Origin of the sequence: Candidatus Poriferisodalis sp. (genome assembly GCF_965262965.1) — a bacterium.
Lineage (GTDB): Bacteria > Actinomycetota > Acidimicrobiia > Acidimicrobiales > Poriferisodalaceae > Poriferisodalis.
The window spans coordinates 271,687-292,218 of the sequence record NZ_OZ253573.1; the positions used below are offsets into that span (position 1 = coordinate 271,687).

Annotated in this window: 17 protein-coding genes and 3 pseudogenes; 15 read left to right on the forward strand and 5 right to left on the reverse strand. The window is 66.4% G+C overall.

Translation table 11 applies throughout. The features are described 5' to 3' along the window. Nucleotides 1–263 precede the first annotated feature (263 nt). Nucleotides 264–1,565: a CynX/NimT family MFS transporter gene (locus ACQY5K_RS01375; protein WP_428119383.1), complete on the forward strand. Its 1,302-nt coding sequence runs from the start codon at nt 264–266 to the stop codon at nt 1,563–1,565. Nucleotides 1,566–1,619: 54 nt separating this feature from the next. On the opposite strand, the gene ACQY5K_RS01380 is transcribed toward ACQY5K_RS01375, so the two are convergent. After that, entirely contained in the window at nt 1,620–2,591 is a 972-nt protein-coding gene (locus ACQY5K_RS01380) for a hypothetical protein (protein ID WP_428119385.1), read from the reverse strand. A gap of 165 nt (nt 2,592–2,756) precedes the next feature. On the opposite strand from ACQY5K_RS01380, the gene ACQY5K_RS01385 reads away from it, so the two are divergent. Further along, nucleotides 2,757–3,215, forward strand: a complete 459-nt coding sequence (locus ACQY5K_RS01385; protein WP_428119387.1) for a hypothetical protein — start codon at nt 2,757–2,759, stop codon at nt 3,213–3,215. Nucleotides 3,216–3,259: 44 nt separating this feature from the next. Here the strand turns inward: ACQY5K_RS01385 and ACQY5K_RS01390 are convergent, their stop codons facing one another. Further along, the gene (locus ACQY5K_RS01390; RefSeq protein ID WP_428119389.1) at nt 3,260–3,874 is read right to left on the reverse strand and encodes a hypothetical protein; all 615 of its coding nucleotides are present in this window, start codon (nt 3,872–3,874) and stop codon (nt 3,260–3,262) included. Nucleotides 3,875–4,084: 210 nt separating this feature from the next. On the opposite strand from ACQY5K_RS01390, the gene ACQY5K_RS01395 reads away from it, so the two are divergent. From ACQY5K_RS01395 to ACQY5K_RS01420, 6 genes and pseudogenes are all read left to right on the forward strand, one after another. After that, the gene (locus ACQY5K_RS01395; protein ID WP_428119391.1) at nt 4,085–5,707 is read left to right on the forward strand and encodes a class I adenylate-forming enzyme family protein; all 1,623 of its coding nucleotides are present in this window, start codon (nt 4,085–4,087) and stop codon (nt 5,705–5,707) included. Then, the gene (locus tag ACQY5K_RS01400; protein WP_428119393.1) at nt 5,704–6,498 is read left to right on the forward strand and encodes an alpha/beta fold hydrolase; all 795 of its coding nucleotides are present in this window, start codon (nt 5,704–5,706) and stop codon (nt 6,496–6,498) included. The genes ACQY5K_RS01395 and ACQY5K_RS01400 overlap by 4 nt, the downstream gene beginning before the upstream one ends. Next, entirely contained in the window at nt 6,495–7,508 is a 1,014-nt protein-coding gene (locus ACQY5K_RS01405; protein ID WP_428119395.1) for an LLM class flavin-dependent oxidoreductase, read from the forward strand. The genes ACQY5K_RS01400 and ACQY5K_RS01405 overlap by 4 nt, the downstream gene beginning before the upstream one ends. Further along, on the forward strand, nt 7,508–8,269 hold the full coding sequence (locus ACQY5K_RS01410) for an SDR family NAD(P)-dependent oxidoreductase (RefSeq protein WP_428119397.1): 762 nt from the start codon (nt 7,508–7,510) through the stop codon (nt 8,267–8,269). Before ACQY5K_RS01405 ends, ACQY5K_RS01410 begins: the two co-directional genes overlap by 1 nt. Then, nucleotides 8,262–8,540 (forward strand): annotated as a pseudogene (locus tag ACQY5K_RS01415) (hypothetical protein); the annotation flags it as partial. The gene ACQY5K_RS01410 and the pseudogene ACQY5K_RS01415, both read left to right, overlap by 8 nt. Before the next feature lie 142 nt (nt 8,541–8,682). After that, nucleotides 8,683–9,948, forward strand: coding sequence for a xanthine dehydrogenase family protein molybdopterin-binding subunit (locus tag ACQY5K_RS01420; protein WP_428119399.1), 1,266 nt, complete (start codon nt 8,683–8,685; stop codon nt 9,946–9,948). 17 nt (nt 9,949–9,965) lie between these two features. On the opposite strand, the pseudogene ACQY5K_RS01425 reads toward ACQY5K_RS01420, so the two are convergent. Next, nucleotides 9,966–10,774 (reverse strand): annotated as a pseudogene (locus ACQY5K_RS01425) (transposase). 84 nt (nt 10,775–10,858) lie between these two features. On the opposite strand from ACQY5K_RS01425, the gene trpD reads away from it, so the two are divergent. Continuing rightward, complete coding sequence (trpD, locus tag ACQY5K_RS01430) at nt 10,859–11,980, forward strand: anthranilate phosphoribosyltransferase (RefSeq protein ID WP_428119401.1); 1,122 nt, start codon at nt 10,859–10,861, stop codon at nt 11,978–11,980. A gap of 25 nt (nt 11,981–12,005) precedes the next feature. After that, nucleotides 12,006–12,242: a hypothetical protein gene (locus ACQY5K_RS01435; RefSeq protein WP_428119403.1), complete on the forward strand. Its 237-nt coding sequence runs from the start codon at nt 12,006–12,008 to the stop codon at nt 12,240–12,242. A gap of 54 nt (nt 12,243–12,296) precedes the next feature. Here ACQY5K_RS01435 and ACQY5K_RS01440 read toward each other — a convergent pair whose 3' ends face one another. After that, a complete protein-coding gene (locus tag ACQY5K_RS01440) occupies nt 12,297–13,187 on the reverse strand; it encodes a serine/threonine-protein kinase (protein WP_428119405.1) in 891 nt (296 codons plus the stop codon). A 115-nt stretch (nt 13,188–13,302) separates the two neighbouring features. Here ACQY5K_RS01440 and queG point away from each other — a divergent pair, with 115 nt between their 5' ends. The 4 genes and pseudogenes from queG to ACQY5K_RS01460 all read left to right on the forward strand — a co-directional run. After that, the gene (gene queG, locus ACQY5K_RS01445) at nt 13,303–14,562 is read left to right on the forward strand and encodes a tRNA epoxyqueuosine(34) reductase QueG (RefSeq protein WP_428119407.1); all 1,260 of its coding nucleotides are present in this window, start codon (nt 13,303–13,305) and stop codon (nt 14,560–14,562) included. Continuing rightward, nucleotides 14,562–15,674 carry a glycosyltransferase family 4 protein gene (locus ACQY5K_RS01450; RefSeq protein WP_428119409.1) on the forward strand — a complete coding sequence of 371 codons (1,113 nt, stop codon included), beginning with the start codon at nt 14,562–14,564 and terminating at the stop codon, nt 15,672–15,674. Before queG ends, ACQY5K_RS01450 begins: the two co-directional genes overlap by 1 nt. A 79-nt stretch (nt 15,675–15,753) precedes the next feature. Further along, the gene (locus tag ACQY5K_RS01455) at nt 15,754–16,233 is read left to right on the forward strand and encodes an SRPBCC family protein (RefSeq protein WP_428119411.1); all 480 of its coding nucleotides are present in this window, start codon (nt 15,754–15,756) and stop codon (nt 16,231–16,233) included. 169 nt (nt 16,234–16,402) lie between these two features. Further along, nucleotides 16,403–17,263: pseudogene (locus tag ACQY5K_RS01460) on the forward strand (aminotransferase class I/II-fold pyridoxal phosphate-dependent enzyme); the annotation flags it as partial. Nucleotides 17,264–17,441: 178 nt separating this feature from the next. Here ACQY5K_RS01460 and glpK read toward each other — a convergent pair. Next, nucleotides 17,442–18,959 carry a glycerol kinase GlpK gene (gene glpK, locus ACQY5K_RS01465; RefSeq protein WP_428122813.1) on the reverse strand — a complete coding sequence of 506 codons (1,518 nt, stop codon included), beginning with the start codon at nt 18,957–18,959 and terminating at the stop codon, nt 17,442–17,444. 134 nt (nt 18,960–19,093) lie between these two features. Here glpK and trkA point away from each other — a divergent pair, with 134 nt between their 5' ends. After that, nucleotides 19,094–20,437 carry a Trk system potassium transporter TrkA gene (trkA, locus tag ACQY5K_RS01470; protein ID WP_428119413.1) on the forward strand — a complete coding sequence of 448 codons (1,344 nt, stop codon included), beginning with the start codon at nt 19,094–19,096 and terminating at the stop codon, nt 20,435–20,437. Nucleotides 20,438–20,532: the final 95 nt, after the last annotated feature.

Genomic DNA, 20,532 nt, shown 5'->3' on the forward strand with positions numbered 1-20,532 from the left:
GGTTGCTGCCGCAGGTCTTCGGGGCCGACAGCACTGCGCTGGCACTGTTGCCGTTGCTGCCTGGATACCTGGTGCTGTGCGCGTCCGATGCCGCTGAACTGCTTGACGTGAGCGAGAGGTCAGGCCGCTCGGCCCTCGATTCGTTGGCCCAGCGTGGCATCGTCAAGCCGATACACGTCGAGACGGGCAGGATTGGGCGTAGTCGACATTGGTTCGCAGCGAGCGACCCGCTTGAGATTTGGGCATCCTGATCTGCCGAGATCATGATTGCCGACGAGACTGAGCTGAGCGCCCCGCGCCGCAAGCTGTCTGGGCTCGCGGCCGTGGGCCTGATGGCGCTTCTTGCAGGAGTGGCTCAGTCGTTCGGGCGTTTCACCTACGGGGTGCTGCTGCCGGCGATTCGCGATGACCTCGGTTTGTCGAACACCGTGGCCGGATCGCTGGCGACAGTCAACTTGGCTGCGTATCTCATCGGCTCTTTGGTCGTCGCGGCGGCCACAAGCCGCTTCCGGCTGTTGGCCGTCATGCGAATCGGCATGGTGCTCGCGGTCACTGGCCAGTTGCTGGCAGCCGTCGCTGCGGGCGCAGCGGCCCTGGGGCTCGGGCTGTTCATGATGGGCCTCGGCGGAGCCTTGACCTGGATCCCTGCCCCCGTCGTCGCGTCGGACGCAATGGCGCCAGGCAAGCGGGCGTACGCCATTGGAGTGCTCGGCGCAGGCATGGGCCTCGGAGTCGTCTTCGCCGGCCAGTTCGCCGGATTCGTGCGCTCCACCATGGGAGACGCGTCCTGGCGAAACGTATACGTCGCGCAATTCCTCATTGCTGTTGTGGTGGCCACAGCGGTGTTGCTGTTGATCGGTCATCACCAGGGCCGCCCATCCTCGAAAGCCGGCATCGGCGGGTTCAGCGCGCTTCGGCGCATGCGGGGCTGGGTGCCCCTGGTGTGCGCCTTTTCTTCGTTCGGGTTCTTGTATCTGCTGGTGGTCGCGTTCTTGACGACGCGGCTCGAGGACGACAGCGGCTGGACGAGTGCGCAGGCGTCATTCGCGTTCACGCTGCTCGGTGTTGCAATGGTTTTCGGCGGCCCGGTGTTCATCGCGTTCGCGAGCCGCTTCGGACCGCGCCCCACGGTGGCGTTCGCATTCGCTGCCTGGGCGGTCGTCACCATCGCGATCCTGCCCGGGTGGTTCGCGCCGACATTGGCAGCATCGGTCGCGATCGGCCTGCTGTTCGCGGCCATGCCGACGATCCTCACGCTTTATGTCGTCAACAACACCACCACTGACGACTACGGGCCGTCGTTCGCGGCGGTAACGCTCGCGTTCGGCGTCACCCAGATGATCGCGCCTCAGTTGGGCGGATACATGGCTGACGCGACAGGGTCGTTCACATGGGTGTTCCTGCTGTCGGCGGCTCTCGCCGTCGTCGGACTCGGCGCCGCGCTCCGGCTGCCCGGCCCGGCCCGTCCCGACTTCGCACCCACGCCTGCACCCGCGCTGGAGGCCGACTGGCGCAAGATCAACATGACCTACGTCGTCACGCCTGCAGATGCAGCTGCTCACTGAGGGACATGCCGGCCCGAGGACGCGATCGCGCCGAACGACCGGTCGTGGACGTCTTTAGTTGCAGGAGCCGCTGTCGCTGACGCCGCGTTCGCTGTAGCACAGGGGCGTGGCAAAGACGCCCTGCAGCGTGAATGTCTGTGGTTCGGCGTCCGTGTCGTCATCTCCCGACGAGCCACCGCTCGAGGTAGCGGTGATCAGCAATCGGTAGCCTCGAAGCGAATCGTCGGGCAGGCCCACGACGTCGATGATGATCCTGGCGACTCCGCCGGATTCGCCCGGTGCCCCGCTGACTGCAACGTCCGACGGCGGCTCTTCGGACTTGAAAACCCCGGCGATTGTGTTGCCAAGCCCGGTCAGCGTTGACGACGTCGGTGTTCTGCCGAGTTGGCTCGTGACCTCGTCGGTCACATTGAGGCGGATATCGGGCGACAGCGGAGCGAGATAGGCGCCGCTCGCCCAGCCGAAGATCGGGCCGGCTTGGATCTCGAGCCACGTGGTTGTCGACAAGTCGCGGCTGCGGCCCGTCGCGGTGAGGCCGTCGACGCCCAGCGACGCGACAACCTCGTCAGCGCCGGGGTCGCGGACCTGCAGCACCCCGTCGCCCTGTCCGCCGATCCGCAGATTCAGCGTGGCGACGATTGCGCCGTTGGGCGCATCACGGACATTAAGCAGGCTGTTGTGCCTCACGCCGACGACACCTAGCTGCGTACCGGCTGCGGGTCCGAATTCCGACGGCTCGCCGGGCAAATCGTTCGCCGTGTCGGTTGTCGCAATGGTCGAGGTGGGTGCCAGCGTCGTCTCCGGTGCGGCGGTCACGACGGGGACGGTCCCGGAAACAGTCAGCGTGTTCGACGCAGTGGTCGGAACGGGCCGGGCGATGATCGCTGAGGTCGTGCCCGGCGCCACGGTCGTGACGTCGGCTTGAGCCGGTGCCGGATCGTTGTCGTCGCGCAGAGAGACAAACAGCGCGAGCACCGCAATCACTAACGCGGCACCCGCTACTCCGGTCGCGAAGTTGTTGGTCATCGCAGCCGCACCCCCTGTGCATGTGCTGACCGTGTGGCCAAGCGCGACAGTACCCAGAGAACCACAGAGTTGGCGTCTCGGACGGGCACTCTCCACCAGACGCGTCGATTTCTGCGCTGTTGCGGCACAGTCGGGGCGATCCGGGCACGCAGTAGCGTCGCCTGTGTGATCTCCGAGATCCGGTCGTTACCCCGCTCTGTGTGGCCGCGTGCGCTCCTGTACAGCGCAATAGCGGCGACGCTGATTGCGGTGCCGTCGGACCTCATCGACACGCCGATCTTCAGCCGGCCCGTTGCGGTGCGCTGGCTCGACTACGTGATCCTGGCGATCACTGCAGCACTGATTGGGCTGATCTTGGCAATCCGACCGGTGCCGGGCGCAGCGCAAGCCGCCGTCGAACGCCAGGGCACCACAACCATATGGGGCGGCTTCGTTTCGTTCCTTGCCGTGGGCTGCCCCGTTTGCAACCAGGCAGTGGTCGCGCTCGTCGGCGTCTCGGGGGCGTTGTCGTGGTGGACGCCGGTGCAGCCCGTTGTCGGCATGGCGGCCGTCGCCCTGTTGGTGTGGACGCTGCGCAAGCGCCTCAACGCCTACCGCCTCGCCGCCTGCCCATTGCCGGCCTGAGCGCAGGGCATCGGGTGCAATCGGGTCCAGCTCACGGCCCTGGGTCAGATGGGCGGGGCGAGGGCGGCTCGGATTCGGTGCCGGGTGATCCACAGGCGCAACAGCACCAGCGCCGCCAGCCCGGCCGCGGTCGATCCGTAGACCATGATCGGCCCCTTGGCGACAAGGACTCCGTAGAACCCCCACAAGATGCCCTCGGACGCGACGAGCATCCACGTCAGCGGGGACACGCCAACGGGCGCATGCGACCGCCACACAGCGAACACTGACGGTCCGAGGTACAGCCCGTTGGACAATCCCAGCACCGTGCCCAGCACTGTCCAACCAGCGCACAGCTGGATCGCCACCGACGCCGCGCCCACCGCGAGGCCCAGCAGGATGCCGATGCGCACGTCGGCACCGTTGCGGTACAGCAGGAACAGCACTAGGCCGTAGCTGGCGGCGCCGGCCAGCACTGCGGGAATCGTGTACCAGAGCTGTTCCGCCACGACGTAGGCGATCCAGCCGACGTTGATGGCCGTTCCGATCGCGGCCCAAGCGGGCGACGTGCCCTCGATGCGCCTGATCCGCAGAAGCCGCAGGACCTGGGGCACGATTTGGACGAACGTCACGGCCGAGGCCGCGACAACCACCACGAGTTCGATCTGGGTCTGGTTCACAGAAGGCCACGCAGGCGGGCGTCGTCGTGTTCGGGGATGAACTGGATTTTGCAGCGGTCGACAATCGCCACCACCGCAGAGCATGTCACAGCGATGTCGGTTACTGCGCGGGTGCGCCTTCCTTCTTCCCAGCAGGGCTGTGTGGGTCCATTGATCGCTGGATGTGGGCCTGCGAGACTGCGGCCGCGGACGATCGGGAACGGGCGAGCAGTGATCGATGACCTCAGAGAGGGCTATCGCCGCGCCGGGTGGTGGAGCGGGCAGAGCCTGATCGATCGCTTCGAGTCGTACGTCGTCGAGGCGCCCGACGAGTTGGCTCTCGTCAGTGGCGCCGACGTCGTGTCGCGTGGCGAGCTGTGGCGATTGGCGGGCGAGGCCGCCGAGCAGATCCGCGGTGTCGTCGGTCCCGGCAGGCATGTCGTGGTGATCGTCGCGCCCAATTGCTCGGCTTGGTGCGTGCTGTTCTTGGGTGCGTTGCGGGCCGGCCAGGTTCCCGCTACGCCCCCGGTCACCACGACCGCGGCCCATCTGCGCCACATCTTCGACTTGATCGAGCCGGCCCTCGTCGTATGGGCGCCACAAGGCCGCAAGTCAGTGGGTGAAGCGGTCGCCGAAGCCGCGTGCGGGGCAGCGGGGAACATTGCCGTGGCGGCTGCCACGGCCGACGGAACCGACTTGACGGTGTCCGGTCCTGCCTGCGGTTCGCCTCGGAGCGTCGACGTTCCCGAGGCCACCGCCCATCTCATGTTCACATCGAGCACGACCGGCCCTCCGAAGGCGGTCAGTCACAGCGAAGACTCCCTGGGCACGCTCAACCGGCAGTTCGCCGAGCGCTTCGGGCTCAGCCATCGCACACCCGTGTTCATGCCGTCACCGCTCGGGCACAGCGTCGGCGCCATTCACGGTGCCCGGCTCGCAGCGTTCCTTGGCGCGCCGCTCATTCTCCAAGACGAATGGGACGCCTGCATCGCTCTCGATCTCGTGGACCGTCACAGCGCAGCCTTCACTGCCGCTGCGACACCCTTTCTGATCGATCTGGCCGATGCGCCATGGCGCGGCGCCGAGGCGAAGCTGGCACCGCTTCGCAGTTTCCTGTGCGGTGGGGCCCAAGTCCCGCCCGTTCTGATCCGGCGCTGTCGTACGGAGTTCCCGCACACCTTCGTTACGCCCCTGTGGGGCATGACCGAAGGCGGTCTCACCACATGTGTGGCCGACTCGACCCTCGGCCAGGTTGAGAACACCGTCGGTGTGGGACTGCCGGCGCTGGAGCTGCGTGCTCTCGACGACGAGATGCAGCTGCAGGCTTCGGGTGCGGGCGAACTGGTCATGCGCGGACCGGGTGTCTTCAACGGCTACTACGGACAGTCCACGCTTTACTCCGAGCACATCATCGGTGATGGGTTCTTCCGCACTGGCGATCTGGCGCGCATCGAATCCGACGGTTACGTGTCGATCATCGGTCGGGTCAAGGACTTGATCATCCGTGGCGCGGTGAACATCTCACCGGTCGAGACCGAGAATGCGATCGCCGCCCATCCTGGCGTGGTTGGCGTGGCCGTGATCGGGTGGCCCGACGAGCGCCTCGGCGAGCGCCTCTGCGCGGTCGTTGCGGCCAATGCCCGCCTCGACCTTGACGATCTCATCGCCTTTTGCGCCGTGCAGGGGCTGGCCAGACGGTTCTGGCCCGAGCGGCTGGTGCAGGTTGATCGCTTCCCGCGCACTGCCGGAGGCAAGATTCGCAAACAGCAGCTCCGCGACGAGCTCGTCAGCTCCGCCGCTGTCGAGGCGGCGGACGGGGTCGGCGCGGGTTCAGAACCGGGGGTGGGCCGGTGAACACGGTCAAGCTGGGCGACATCATGGTCAACTACCGCCGGCGCGGCTCGGGACCGCCGGTGGTGCTGCTTCATGGGCTGGCTGAGGACCATTGCTCCTGGGACGCTGTCGTCGGCTATCTCGGCGCGTTCACCACCTACGCGGTGGATCTGCGGGGACATGGCCGAACAACCCCAGGCCAGGGTGCGGGCACTTTGTCGCAGCTGAGCGAGGATCTGGCGGCGTTCTTGCGCGACGTGACCGGGCCGGCCGCCGTCGTCGGCTATTCGCTCGGCGGCACCATCGGGCTCAAGGCCGCCACCGACGAAGAAACTCTGGTCCGCCATCTGGTCGTGGTCGCCACATCTTCGGTGGTCGGCGGGTCCGCAGCGGAGTTCTTCGGGGGCCGCATCGCCCAGCTCGAAGCCGAAGACTGGGGCGGATTCGCTTCCGGTCTGCGAGACGACACGTCCAAGCAACTGGTCACCGCAGCAGATCTCGACGGCGTGGCCGCGCTCCGGTTGGCCGCGGTCGGCGATGGGCGCGGCTACATCAACGCTGCCCGGGCGATGATCGAGATTCGCTCGGAGCCGCTGAATCCGCTGCTGGGCCAGATCGAGGTTCCCACCGACGTCGTCGGGGCTGACGGCGATGTGTTCTGCCCGCGCCGCGGGTCTGACATCATCATCGAAGCGGTGGATAATAGCCAATATCACGAGGTGGCCGGCGCCGGCCACCTTCTGTCGGTCGACCAGCCTGACGCGTACGGCAAACTGCTCGCTCGGCTCTTGAGCGAACCGATTCCGCCATGACGCACCGCTATGGCATCTCAGTGGGAGTGAGCCCTCGCGAGCCTCTCCACCGCGCGGCTGAACTGGCCCGAGCCGTCGACGAACATGGCTTCGAGGCGTTGTGGTACATCGACTTTCAGCTTGGAATGAAGGACGTGTACGCCGCCATGAACCTGGCTGCGCTGTCGACACGGAACGTGCTCATCGGCGCTGGCGTGACGAATCTCCTCACCCGCCACCCCACGGTCACTGCCAATGCCACCGTCGCACTCGACGAGCTCTCCAACGGTCGGGCAGTGCTGGGCCTCGGCGCAGGCTGGTCGGCCGTGCTCGGCGCCGGCGGATCACCGTCGAAGCTCGCAGAGCTGCGGACGGGAATCGAAGAGTTTCGGCAAATGTTCAGTGGCCAGACGTCCGATCTCTACGGCACCGAGATTCGGCTGGCCGCCGCCAAAAGGCAGATTCCCATCTATCTCGCGGTCTCGCAGCCCGCGATGCTGCGGTTGGCAGGCGAAGTCTGCGACGGCGCTGTGCTGATGGGCGCCGCCGACGTGGAGTTCTGCTCATGGCAGCTCGACTACATCCACCAAGGGCTGGAGGCCGCCGGTCGCGACCGCTCGGAGTTGACTGTCGACTTGTTCGTCACCATGTCCGTCGGCGACGACCCCGCGACTGCTCTCGACGACGTGAGGGCGTGGGCCACGAGCCAGGCGGCCACGTTCCATCCTTGGAAGCGGATGCCGCCTGCGTGGGAGAGATTCCGTCCCGAATTCGCTCGGGCCGCGGCCGCATACGGCCTCGTCGACCACCTCTCGCTCCAGGCGGAGCACAGCCAGATCGTCTCGGACGAATTCACCCGGTCCGTGGCGTTGGCAGGCAATCTCGACGCGTGTATCGACCGGCTCCGCCAACTCTGGGAGCTTGACATTGACCGGATCACGTTCGCATTGCTGTCGGGGGGGCGCGAGCAGCGCTTGTCTTACCTGGCGGACACGGTGATCGGCGCGGTCGAAGCACAAGGAGCGAACTGATGGCGACAGGCCAAAGCGTGGCATTGGTAACCGCGGCAGCGGGTGCCGGCATCGGAGCGGCGGTGGCCAGACGCCTCGCCCATGACGGGCTGGACGTCGTTGTCACTGACGCCCATGAGCGCCGGTGCCACGAGTTTGCCAGCGCCCTGGCCCACGAGGTCGGCCGCCCCACAAGCGCCTACCACCTTGACGTCACCGACCACGCGCAGGTGCGTGCGGTGATCTCAGAAGTCGTGGCCGAGCGGGGCGGTCTCGACGTACTGGTCAACAACGCGGGCTGGTCGAAAATCGAACCGGTGGCCGAGATGTCGCTCGAGACGTGGCAGCAGTGCCTTGACGTCGATTTGACCGGCACGTTCGCCTGCATGCGTTACGCGCTCGCACCGATGATCGCCGGCGGCGGCGGCTCGATCATCAACATCTCGTCGATCGCGGCGTGGGAGATGTCGACCGAGCACGGCGCCGCCTACTCCGCCGCGAAAGCAGGCGTGCTGGCTTTGACCCGGGTCGCCGCTGCGGAGAACGGAGTCCACGGAGTGCGGGTCAACGCGGTGGCTCCCGGCCTGATCTACAACGACTTCCTTCGGAAGATCTACCCCGAGAAGTTCTTCAGTGACTACCTGTCCGACAAGGCGTTTCTGAGTCGCATAGGAGAGCCCGGCGATGTCGCGAGCATGGTCTCGTTCCTGGCATCGGACGAGGCGAGCTATGTGACGGGCGAAGTCTTCACGGTCTCGGGGGGCGTGTCCGCTCGTGGGTGACGGGCACGCGTACGCCGCCCGCCACGTCGGACGCTCGGTTCCCAGGCGCGAAGACCGCGGCCCGCTCACAGGCCGGAGCCGGTACATCGCCGATGTGAAGATCGCCGGGATGGGAGAGGTTGCGTTCGTTCGCAGCACCGAAGCCCACGCCCGGATTGTCTCCATCGACATATCAGACGCTGCGGCCATCGACGGCGTGATTGCGGTGTTCACCGCGCAAGACCTCGCCGAGGTGGACGCCTTCCCTACTACATCGAATACATCGGCTCCGTGCGCCAGCGACCGCTGGCGCACGACAGGGTGCGCTACGTCGGCGCCCCATACGCGGCAGTGGTGGCGGTGGACCGCTACGTCGCTGAGGACGCGGCCACCCTCGTGGCCGCCGGAGCGGAGTTTGAGCCGCTGCCGACGGAATGCTCACGGCGTGGTCTTCCACCCAGAGCCCCCACATCATGCGCACCACGATCGCATTGGCGCTCGGGATGGCCGAGGCGAAGGTGCGGGTGGTCCATCCCGCCATCGGTGGCGGCTTCGGCGTCAAGACCCACATCTATCCCGAGGACATGGTGGTTCCTTGGATCTCCCTCACGCTCGGCCAGCCCGTCCGTTGGATCGAGGACCGCATGGAGAACCTCGTGGCGTCAGTGCACGCCCGCGAGCAGCGCCACGACGTGGCTCTCGCCTACGACGATGACGGCACGATCCGAGCCGTGCGTTGCATGTCCACCCTCGATCTCGGCTCGGGTGAGATCGTCATTCCCGGCGTATCACCGGTCTTTGTCACCAACGTCTGCCTGAGCGGGAGCAATGACCTCGCCAACGTGGCGACGCGCACCGTCGCGGCGGTGACCGACAAGATTCCGTCAGGCGCCTACCGCGGCTTTGGAGTTCCCGAGAGCACGTTCGTGATGGAACGCATCATCGACCGGGTGGCCCGGCATACAGGTACCGACCGAGTGGAGCTGCGCCGCAGGATGCTGCTGCGTCCCGCGCAGTTGCCCTATGTCATGCACGGCGGCGGGCGCGTCGACTCCGGCGCGCACGCCGAGTGCTTCGAGCGGGCTTTGGAGGTGGCCGCACCAGCGCTGACACGGGCGCGATCAGCCCACGCCGACGATCCCGATGTGCGAGTCGGTGTCGGCTACGCCAACTGCATAGAGCCGACCTCGCCGAGCTGCTTCCTCACGACCGGCCACTGGGCGGGCGGCGACGCGGCCACGGTGAGGGTCGACCCTGACGGCTCGGTGCGGATCGCAGCCGGGCGCAGCGCGATCGGCCAGGGCGCAGAGACCGCGGCCGCGCAGCTCGCGGCCGATGCGCTGGGCGTCTCGCCGGAGGGCGTCACCGTCGTGCTGGGCGACACCGAGCGCTCTCCGTACGGCTTGGGCTCATGGGGAAGCCGTGGCCACCGCAGCCTGGGTCCGCACGGTGGACCTGCCCGACGGCATGGAAGCCGGCCTGGAGATGTCTGGCTATTTCCAGCCGGCGAACGTGGCGCACGAGCGCGATGGCGCCGGCAGGGTCAATTCGGCTGCGGGCTGGTCGAACGGCACGCACATCGGGATTGTCAGCGTGCGGATCAGCACCGGCGAAGTGGCCATCGAGGATTTCATCGTGTTTCACGACTGCGGCACCATCATCAACCCGGCGATCGTGGAGGGCTAGTGCTGTGTCCGTAAACGTTTGCGCGCTTTGGTCATGCGGCTGCTTTGGTGGGTCTGCCCCAGCGGTGTTGTTTTTCGGCGCGGGTTCTGGCTCGTTCGCGTCGTTGGGCTGCGAGCGGTTCGGGTGAGCGTTTGTTGGCGTTGCGCCAGCGCAGGCAGGCGTGCAGCGCGCGGGTGAGCACGGTGTGGTCGGGGTGGTCGGAGTTGTTGAGCACGAATTCGCGCAGCGGCCCGAAGTGCGCTTCGATGGGGTTCGCCCATGAGCTGTAGGTCGGTGTGAAGCACAGCTCGACTTTGTTGCGCTTGGCCCATCTGGCGATGTCGGTGCGGTTGTGGGCGGACAGGTCGTCCAGGATCACATAGACCCAGCCGCCGTCAGGGCGCCGGGCGCGGATGACTCGGAGAGGATCCCGTGCAGCCGCTGCCGACCGACGCGCACCACCCGGGTCGGGTTGTCCGCCAGACACGCCGCCAGCTTGCGGACGCTGCACCGCGTGAACGGCTGGCCCAGCTTCTTTGGGCGGGTGCGGGCCGTCTCCACGATGAACGCATCATCGCCAGTCGTGATACGGCGACCACAGCCACCCGCCCACAAAGGGTCCAACAACGCCATCCCCGACTCGTCGAACCTGTGGACCATCTCGCGCACCCGGTCAGGCGACGCCGCCGCCAACTGCGCGACCACCGCCACCGAGTTCCCGCCCGCCGACGCAAGGACCACCACCCCACACCGCCACCGCACATAAGACCCCGACGACTTGCCGGCACCGCGACGCACGAACCGCCGCAACGCCCGGCCTTGTTCACGGGCCAACCGACAGACCCGAACACGCTCACTCATACCCCCGACCAAACCACAAACCACACCCCGCCACGCCGACACCAACCCGACGAACGTTTACGGACACAGCACTAGTCTCGGCTCGTGACCGCAACTCCATCACACACGGCCGGCGAACCATCGGACTCAGTTGGCGGCGGTGAGGAGCACCTCGCGCTGTTCGGAGGCTGGAAGGCCGTCCTGACCGATCTGGTGGCGGGCATCGACCTCAGCCCCGAAGTTGCCCGTGCCGCACTCGGCAGCATTCTTCGCGAACAGGCCACCGATGCCCAGTTGGCAGGGTTCATCATCGCGCTCGGCATGAAGGGCGGGTCAGTGCCCGAGCTCACCGGTCTCGTCGACGCCATGCTCGATGCGGCAATGCCGTTGACGGCGCCGCCCCGAGCAATCGACATCGTCGGAAGCGGCGGTGCGCCGGGTCGCCAGCAGCACGCACTCAGTGTGTCCACGATGGCCGCGTTCGTGGCGTCAGCCGCGGGAGCGGTGGTCTGCAAGCACGGCTCGGTGGCTGCGACGTCAAGCTCAGGGTCATTCGACACACTCGCCGCGCTCGGTCTGGCAGTCGATCTCGACGGGCCGGCTGTGGAGCGTTGCCTCTCTGAGATCGGCCTGGGCTTCGCATTTGCGAAGAAGTTTCATCCGGCCATGCGATTCGCGGGACCGGTGCGCAGCGAGTTGGGAGTTCCCACGACGTTCAATTTTCTGGGGCCGCTCGCGAATCCAGCTCGTGTCAAGCGGCTGGTGCTGGGTGTCAGCGACCCAGTCATGGCACCACGCGTCGCTGGCGTGCTCGCGGCACGCGGCTCGGAACGATCGCTGATCGTGCACGGCGCCGACCGCCTCGACGAGATCACCCTCACCGATCTCACTCGTATCTACGACGTACGCGACGGCGAAATCACCGACGAGTACCAGTTTGACCCATCCTCGATCGGTCTCGAACGCGTCAATCGCGCCGCCCTGTGGGGCGGCGGGCCCCAGGACAACGCCGACATCTTTCGGGCGATTGTGGCGGGTGACGAGACCGGGCCCCGCGCTGAGATCGTGCAGTTGAACGCCGGTGCCGGGCTGGTCGTGGCGGGTCATGCCGAAAACCTCGGAGACGGATTCGAGATAGCGCGTGCCGCCGTTGCCGACGGACGTGCTGCGGCACAACTCGAAGCTGCCGTCACGCTGACGACTGAGCTCGCGGCAGCAGCCGGTTAGCGAAAGGCTCGGTTGCTTCAGGGTCATGGTCGTCGGACTTGCGCTGCCGTTCGGTGTCGGCGACGTCGTACGCCTGTCCGCTACCGGCGACGAACGACGCGACGAATTGGTCGGTCGCTGCGGAACGGTGATTGCCGTGCGCCCGGGAGATCGGCGTGTGATGGCGATCGTCGCATTCGACGAGGGTCCACCGCAGACGACGCTCGTGTACGGGACCGACGAGGTCGAGCTCGTGGAGCGTTACCGCCACGGCCATACCTGAAGGTCACCGGCCTGCCAGCCGAGGTGTCTTTGCCCGGCCTGCCAGCCGAGGTGTCTATGCCCGGCCTGCCAGCCGGCGGAGCAATCCACGTCGGCGCTCGCTGTCCTGGGCGGGGATCTCGACAGCGGCGAGCGCGGCAGCGAGATCGGCGCCGCTGGTGAAACGGTCTTCGGGTGACTTTGCCATTGCCGTGAGAATGATCTTCGAGAGCTCGGCAGACACGCCTCGCTCGGCTGGATCCGGCGGCATCGTGCGGACGTGCGCGTGGAGCAGATCGTTCCTCTCGCCGTAGAACGGCGCTGAACCGACGGCCACGACATACAGCGTCACGCCGAGGCCATACATGTCTGTGCGCGCGTCAACTGCACCAGCCATGGCCTGTTCGGGGGAGAGGTACATCGGCGAGCCGTATACCCGGCCCGGTGGTGAGGGCGGACCGTCGACATCGTGCGCGAGGCCGAAGTCGAAGAGCACAGCACGCTCACTGCCGTCTGGGTGCGGCCCCAGCATGATGTTCGAAGGCTTGACGTCTCGGTGGACGATCCGACGCTCGTGCACGTGATCCAGCGCGGCGCAGATCTGCTGGACTGCGGAGATTCCCTCGGCCAAGGTCGGCGGGTGCCGGCTCCCGAACCGATCGGCGAGCGTGTCGCCTTCGACGATCTCCATTTCCATGTAGTGGGTACCGCCGATCACTCCGGCGTTGTACACCGCAAGCACATTGGAATGGTCCAGGCGGGCCATCAATTCGTATTCCTGCTCGAAAAGGGAACGAACCTCCGCCCGAGCCTCGGCGAACGCCGTCAACACCTTGAGGCCGACCTCGTCACCACGCAGCGTGGTCGCACGGTAGGCGTGCGCCACCGTGCCGCGGCCGAGTACCTCTGTGATCTGGTACGGGCCGTATTGGCGGCCAACCCAGACGTCTACGTGGTCTTCGAACATGTCATTGCCGCTGTGGGGCCGCCTACGTCCAGCATAAGAGCACAGGTGAGCTCCGGGCCGCCGCCACGAAACCACTTGATTCCCGCCTGTGGGCCGAGCACGGCACACTGCATCGATGGGCGCAGCATCACCGACACGCCTCGGAGGGCAACACGCCGCCGATGACGAGCTGATGGCCCTCGTGCACGAAGCCGCAACCAATGCAGGCATCGATGCTGTCGGCGTCACAGATGCGGCGCCGTTCCTGCCAGCACGTACGGCCATCCTCGAGCGCAAAGCCGCTGGACTTCACGCCGGGATGTGGTTCACCTACGGCCGGCCGGAACGTTCGACTGAACCGAGCCGAATCCTCGACGGTGCACGGAGCATCGTGGTGTGCGCGCGCAAGTACCGCGGTGTCCAAACGCCCCCCGATTCGGCGCCCCCCGGCTCGACGCACCCCGATTTGAACAGTCATGGGACCACAACGCCCGAAAGTACTGGGGGGACCGTGGCCGCATACGTCGCCGAGGATGCGTACGGCGCGTTGGCGGCTGGTCTGGAGCGGATTTGCGAGGTCCTGCGGAATCGTGGCTGTGCTGCCGTCGCCGTGTCGGACGACAACCGTCTGGTGGATCGCGCCGCCGCAGCGCGTGCTGGGCTGGGCTGGCTGGGCCGCAACACAATGCTGCTGTCCGACGAGCTCGGCTCGTGGACGGTGCTCGGCGCAGTGGTGACGACCGCGGTGCTGCCTGTCGCCGGAGCACCGCAGCCGGACGGCTGCGGATCGTGCCGTCGCTGCAGTGTCGCCTGCCCCACCGGCGCGCTCGACGTCGCTGGAGTCCTCGACGCAAATCGCTGCCTGGCATGGATGCTTCAGGCGACGGGTTCGTTCCCGGCTGAATTTCGTGTCGCGCTCGGAGATCGTCTGTACGGCTGCGATGACTGTCAGGTCGTTTGTCCGTACAACGAGGCGCTGGGCCCGACGGCTGACGCAAGCCGTCAGCCCGTGCAACTCCGTGACCGTGCCGCAGCGTCGCGAGCCCCGTGCGTCGACGTCATCGGCTTGCTCCAAATGTCAGATGAGCAGCTCATGGCGACGTTCGGCCATTGGTACATCCCTCGCAGGCGTCCCGAGTACCTGCGACGCAACGCTCTTGTCGTGCTCGGAAACGTGGCCGACCGAGACGCGCCCGATGTGGAACGCGTGCTGCGCCAGGCACTGGCATCGACCTCGGCAGTGGTAGCGGCGCATGCCGTGTGGGCGGCTCGTCGTCTCGGCCACGACGATCTGGTGGCGGACGCGGAGGATGACGGCCTCGGCGACAATGATCCCGACGGGTTGGTGGCAGCAGAGCTCTTGCGTCGCGTGCCACGGCGAAGCGGAGCCGTCTGATGCGGCCGCATCTGCTCGTCACGAATGACTTCCCGCCCAAGATCGGCGGCATTCAGAACTACCTCTGGGAACTTTGGCGGCGCCTGCCGCCCGATGCCACCACCGTGCTCACGACGCCTCATCGCGCTGCGGCGCCATTCGATGCGTCCCAGCCGATGCGGATCGTGCGGACGCGTGAACCCTTCCTGCTGCCGCATGCACGACTGGCAGGGCACGTCCGAGCCCTTGCAGGAGAAGTGGGAGCCGAGATCGTCCTGTTGGACCCGGCGTTGCCGCTCGGCGCGATTGGTCCGCGACTTGGCATGCCCTACGGCGTGGTGCTGCACGGAGCTGAGGTGACCGTTCCCGCACGGCTTCCCGGGCTGTCTGCGGCGCTAGCTCGAGTACTGCGGTCCGCGTCGCTCGTCGTGTCCGCCGGTGGCTACGCAGCCGGCGAAGCGTCGCGATGCGCATCTGTCGAGCTGCCGGTGCTCGAAATTCCGCCGGGCGTCGACACGAGTCGATTCGTACCCCTGGACGAATCGAGCCGGCGCGACGCACGGGCGTGCTTCGGCCTCGGGCCCGGTCCGCTGGTGGTGAGTCTCAGCCGGCTCGTGCCGCGCAAAGGATTCGACATCGTCATCGAGGCGACCGCGCTCCTCGCCGAGCGACATCAAGGGTTGCAGCTGGCTGTCGTGGGAGAGGGCCGTGACCGGCAGCGGCTTGAACGCTTGGCACGCAGATACGCGGCACCGGCTTCGTTTCTCGGACGTGTCAGCGGCGACGACGTGCCCCGGGCGTTGGGTATGGCGGACGTGTTCGCCGCTCCCTGCCGCAGTCGCTGGGCGGGATTGGAGCAAGAGGGCTTTGGCATCGTGTTCGTCGAAGCTGCAGCGTGCGGGATTGCCTCGGTGGCAGGGCGCTCGGGGGGCAGCCACGAGGCCGTCGCGCACGGAACGACCGGCATCGTGGTGGAGCGGCCGGCAGATGTCGCCGAAGTCGCCGCCGGGCTTGACGAACTGCTGTCCGATCCCCGGCGCCGGGCCGACATGGGAGCGGCGGCACGCTCGACGTCAGAGCGCCGCTTCTCTTATGACCATCTCGCACAACGCCTCGAAGCGGCACTGGCCTGAGACAATGGCCTGAGACAATGACACGTGACGACGCTTCAGCTTGAGAGAATGGGCGCAGCGCGAAACCAGGGACGCAACGATGATCGATGAGATGACGATGACGACGGTCGTGGCTGCCGCACCTGAGGCATGCCACGCGGTGGTGTCTGACATCGAGCGTTACCCCGAATGGGCGACAGACATCGAATCGGCCACCGTGCTCGAGCGTGATGACGAAGGCCGTGTGGCCCGGGCTTCGTTCCGGGTAGCTGCGCTCGGACGCTCGGCGACTTACACGCTGGCGTACGACCACAGCGCGGCACCGCACCGCATCGCCTGGCGGCTCGTAGAAGGCGACATCATCAAACATCTCGACGGTATGTACGAGTTCAATCCCGGTACCGAGCCGGATCGTACCGAAGTCCGGTATCAGCTCGCGTTGGAGTTGGCGGTGCCGATGCCAGGCTTCGTCAAGCGCCGCGCAGAACGTCGGATCGCCCACACGGCATTGGCCGACTTCGCTGCCCGTCTCGAAGCGGGCGGCGGCGCGCCCGCCGAGTTCCTGGGCGCTGGCCAGTAGACGACCATCGGCGAACAGGGATCGACGCTGTGGAGTTCCGCCGCATCGGGGTTTGCCTCCATACGTCTTCACGATCATCGATACGTTGAAGATCGAGCGACGCCGCGCAGGGGCCGACGTCATCGATCTCGGCTTCGGCAATCCGGATATTGCTTCTCCGGAGCGAGCCGTGAAGAAGCTGGCCGAAGCTGCGCTCAACTCGCGCAACCACCGGTACTCGGCAAGCCGCGGGATTCCCCAGCTCCGCGTCGCGCTCGCGGAGCTTTACCGCCGAAAGTGGGGAGTGGAACTTGACGGCGACACCGAGGTCATCAACACCATCGGCGCCAAGGAGGGTTTCTCGCACCTCATGTGGACGCTGCTGGCGCCCGGTGACGCGTGCGTGGTGCCGGCGCCGTCGTATCCGATCCACATCTTCGGTCCGCTGTTTACGGGGGCGAACGTTCGAGAGGTGCCCTTGGACACCGGGGACACGTTCTTTGACCGATTGGTGGAACGCTTCGAGTACTCGTGGCCCCGTCCGCGGGTCATCGTGCTCTCGTTTCCGCACAACCCGACCACGGCATGTGTGGATCTGGAGTTCATGCAGCGCATCGTGGATTTCGCCCGTGAGCGCGAGATCTTGCTCGTGCACGACTTCGCCTATGCCGATATCGGCTTCGACGGCTACGAGCCGCCGTCGATCTTGCAGGCGCAGGGAGCCAAGGACGTCGCGGTCGAGTTCTACAGCTTGACGAAGTCCTTTTCGATGGCTGGCTGGCGAGTTGCATTCTGTGTCGGCAACGCCGAAGCCATAGCAGCGCTTGCGAAGCTGAAGAGCTACTTGGACTACGGCACGTTCCAGCCAATCCAGATCGCCGCGACGGTCGTGATGAACGAAGATCAGGACTTTCCCGCAGAAGTACGCGACACCTACCAGAACCGGCGAGATGTGCTTGTGCGCGGCCTGTTTCGCGCCGGCTGGGACATACCCCCGCCGCGGGGGACGATGTTCGCCTGGGCAAAGATCCCCGAGCCGTACCGACACATGGGCTCAGTGGAATTCTGCAAACACCTCGTGAACGAGGCGAACGTGGCACTTTCGCCGGGGTGGGGTTCGGTCCCGGAGGCGAGGGTCACGTGCGATTCGCGCTCGTTGAGAACGAGCACCGGATCCGCCAAGCCACGAGCCAGCTGCGCGCGGCACTCAGCGAACTCAGCGGGGTGCCCTAACCCTCGCTTGTCGGGACTGCCGACCCGGATGCCCATCCACGGGTCAGCGCGAGAGCGCGACGCCATTGTGCGTGGTTCTCGTCAGCGACGGAGCGGTCGCCAGATGGCTCGAACCGGCGCTCGAGCCGCCACAGGGCGGCGACCTCGCGCGTCGATGACCACACACCTTCGGCGAGGCCGGCCAGCATCGCTGCTCCGAGCGCCGTGGTCTCGGTAACCGCGGGGCGGCTCACGGACGCACCGAGATGGTCTGCCTGCATCGCGCACAGCAGATCGTTCGTGGCTGCGCCACCGTCGATTCTCAACTCGGTGATCGCCCTGCCGGTGCCCGCGGACATCGCTTCGACGACGTCACGGGTCTGCAGGGCCATCGACTCGATGGTGGCCCGTGCCACATGGGCGGGTCGGGTGGCGAATGTCATACCCAGGAGTGCCGCGCGCGCATCGGGATCCCACCACGGGCTCCCAAGTCCGGCAAACGCTGGCACCATCACGACTCCAGCGCTGTCGCTCACTGATACGGCCAAGGCTTCGGCATCGGAAGGGCTCGTGACCATGTCGAGTCCGTCACGCAGCCAGCTCACGGCGGCGCCGGTCGCGAAGATCGAGCCCTCGAGCGCGTAGGTGGGGCCTTCACCAAGATCCCACGCAACGGTCGTGAGCAGACCGTCGATTGGCTCCGGACACACATCTCCGACGTTCATGAGCACAAACGAGCCCGTCCCGTAGGTGTTCTTCGCCATGCCGACGCAATGGCAGGCCTGGCCGAACAGAGCCGCCTGCTGGTCGCCGGCGACTCCGCTGACTGCGATGCCGGCACCGAGTGCAGTCGTGTCGGCGGTGAGGCAGAACCGGCCGGACGACGGCCTGACCTCGGGCAGAGCATTGGTCGGAACCGAGAGCAGATTGCACATCTGTGACGACCACTGGCCTGCCACGATGTCGTACAGCAGCGTCCGTGAGGCGTTCGTGGCATCCGTGGCGAAGGCCGTGCCGCCGCTCAGCTTCCACATCAGCCAACTGTCCACCGTGCCCAGCGCAAGATCGGGACCCCTCTTGACTCCACCCTCGCGTAGCAGCCATTCGGCTTTGGTGCCGCTGAAGTACGGGCTGAGCACCAGCCCGGTGCGCTGTCGAACTTCGTTCTGATAGCCGGCGGCTTCGAGTTCGGCACAACGTGCCGCTGTGCGGACATCCTGCCACACAATGGCCGGCGCGAGGGGTTGGCCGCTGCGGCGGTCCCACGCCACCACGGTCTCGCGCTGGTTCGTGATCCCGAGGGCCGATATCGCCGGCATGCGCCCGTCGTTGCTCGCCCGAAGCACTTCGCACAACTCGTTCAGGGTGGCCGTCGTTGTCTCCCAGATCTCGCTGGGATCGTGCTCGACCAAGCCGGGAGCCGGGTAGTGTTGAGCAAACGCCTGATACGCGTAGCCGACTTCGGTCCCGGACTCGTCGACAGCCATCGATCGAACGCCGGTCGTGCCAGCGTCGATCGCTACGACTACTGCCATTGGCGGCCTGGGGTTCCAATGCCCATGACGGTCCTTCCCGCTGTCGGGACCAGTCTGGCCCCGAGGCGTGTGGCCCAGGGAGTTCTCAGCACGATGACGGACCATTCGCGCGACCCGCAGTAGCGTTCCCGGCTGTGAGGATTGTGGTGGTCGGAGCCGGTGAGGTCGGCAGCTACATCGCCGAACGCCTCAGCCGCGAGGGCCATGATGTCGTCGTTGTTGACCACCATTCGGGTCGGCTCGATGCACTCGCATCCGAGTTCGATCTCCTGACGGTCAATGGCAGCGGCACCAATCCGCGGGTGCTGTCAGAGGCAGGGCTCGATCGAGCAGAAGTTGTTGTCGCAGTCACCAACTCCGATGAGGTGAACCTGCTGGCGTGCATGCAGGCCAAGCAGCAGGGAGTGCCGGCGGCAGTCGCACGGTTGCAGGACAGCGATCTCCGCGGGGCCCCAGGCCGGGCGATGCGTGCCGCAATCGGCGTGGACCTCGTTCTCGACCCCGACGAGCAGACAGCCGACGCCATCATGGATCTGCTCCTCTATCACGGCGTTTCGGACGTCAACGAGCTCGCCAACGGCGAGGTGCTCGTTGTCGGCGCTCGTCTCGCCGAGGATGCCCCTCTGGTCGGCAAGACCATGGCCGAGATCGGCGCGTACTACGAGCCTGAGTGGGATTTCATCTTCGGCGCGCTGTCGCGTGACGGCGAGATGAGCGTGATGCGGCGCGACGCCGAGCTGGAGCCCAACGATCTTCTGCGAGTGGTCTGCCGGCGCCAAGGACGGCGCGAACTCATGGAGATCATGGGGCTGAGTCGAACCGACCTCCGCCGAGTGATGATTCTGGGCGGCGGTCGCACAGCCGGTCTGCTTGCGGGCCGGCTCATCGAGCGGCACGTCGATGTCGTCATTATCGAGACGCGCTACGAGCGTTGCCTCGAGCTGAGCGAGCGCTACGCGGGTGCCTTGGTGTTGCACGGCGACATCACTGACATCGATGTTCTCGCCCGCGAGGACATCGGCAGCTTCGACGCCGTTGTCGCCGCAACCGGCGAAGACGACGCAAACGTCTTGGCCTGCCTGTACGCCAAGTCCGAGGGAGCCAGCGAGACCATCGCCGTCGTGCACCGTCTGTCGCTGCTGCCGTTGCTCGAACAGGTCGGCATCGATGCTGCGTTGTCGCCGCGAACCGCCAGCGCCAACGTGGTCTTGCGCATGGTGCGCGGCGGGGTGACCGCAGTGGCCACGTTCCTCGAAGGAAACGTCGAAGTGCTCGAATTCGAGGTGAGCTCTGGCTCGCGGGCCGACGGATCCGGGGTGCGAGATTTACACCTGCCGGGGCAGATGCTGCTTGCAGCGATCGTTCGTGATGGCAAGGCTCGAATTGCTCGGGGCCGCAGCGAGCTGAGGGCGCGGGACCACGTAGTCGCCTTCGTGACTCCTGACTGCGTGGACGAGGTCAAGCAGGCCTTTCGGTGACACCTCGTCCGGCGCGCCGGGCTCCCCAAAAAGACAGATTGCGCCGCTTGGTGGTGCGTGCGGCCAGAGCAGCCGATGGGGCACTGCGAAATTGG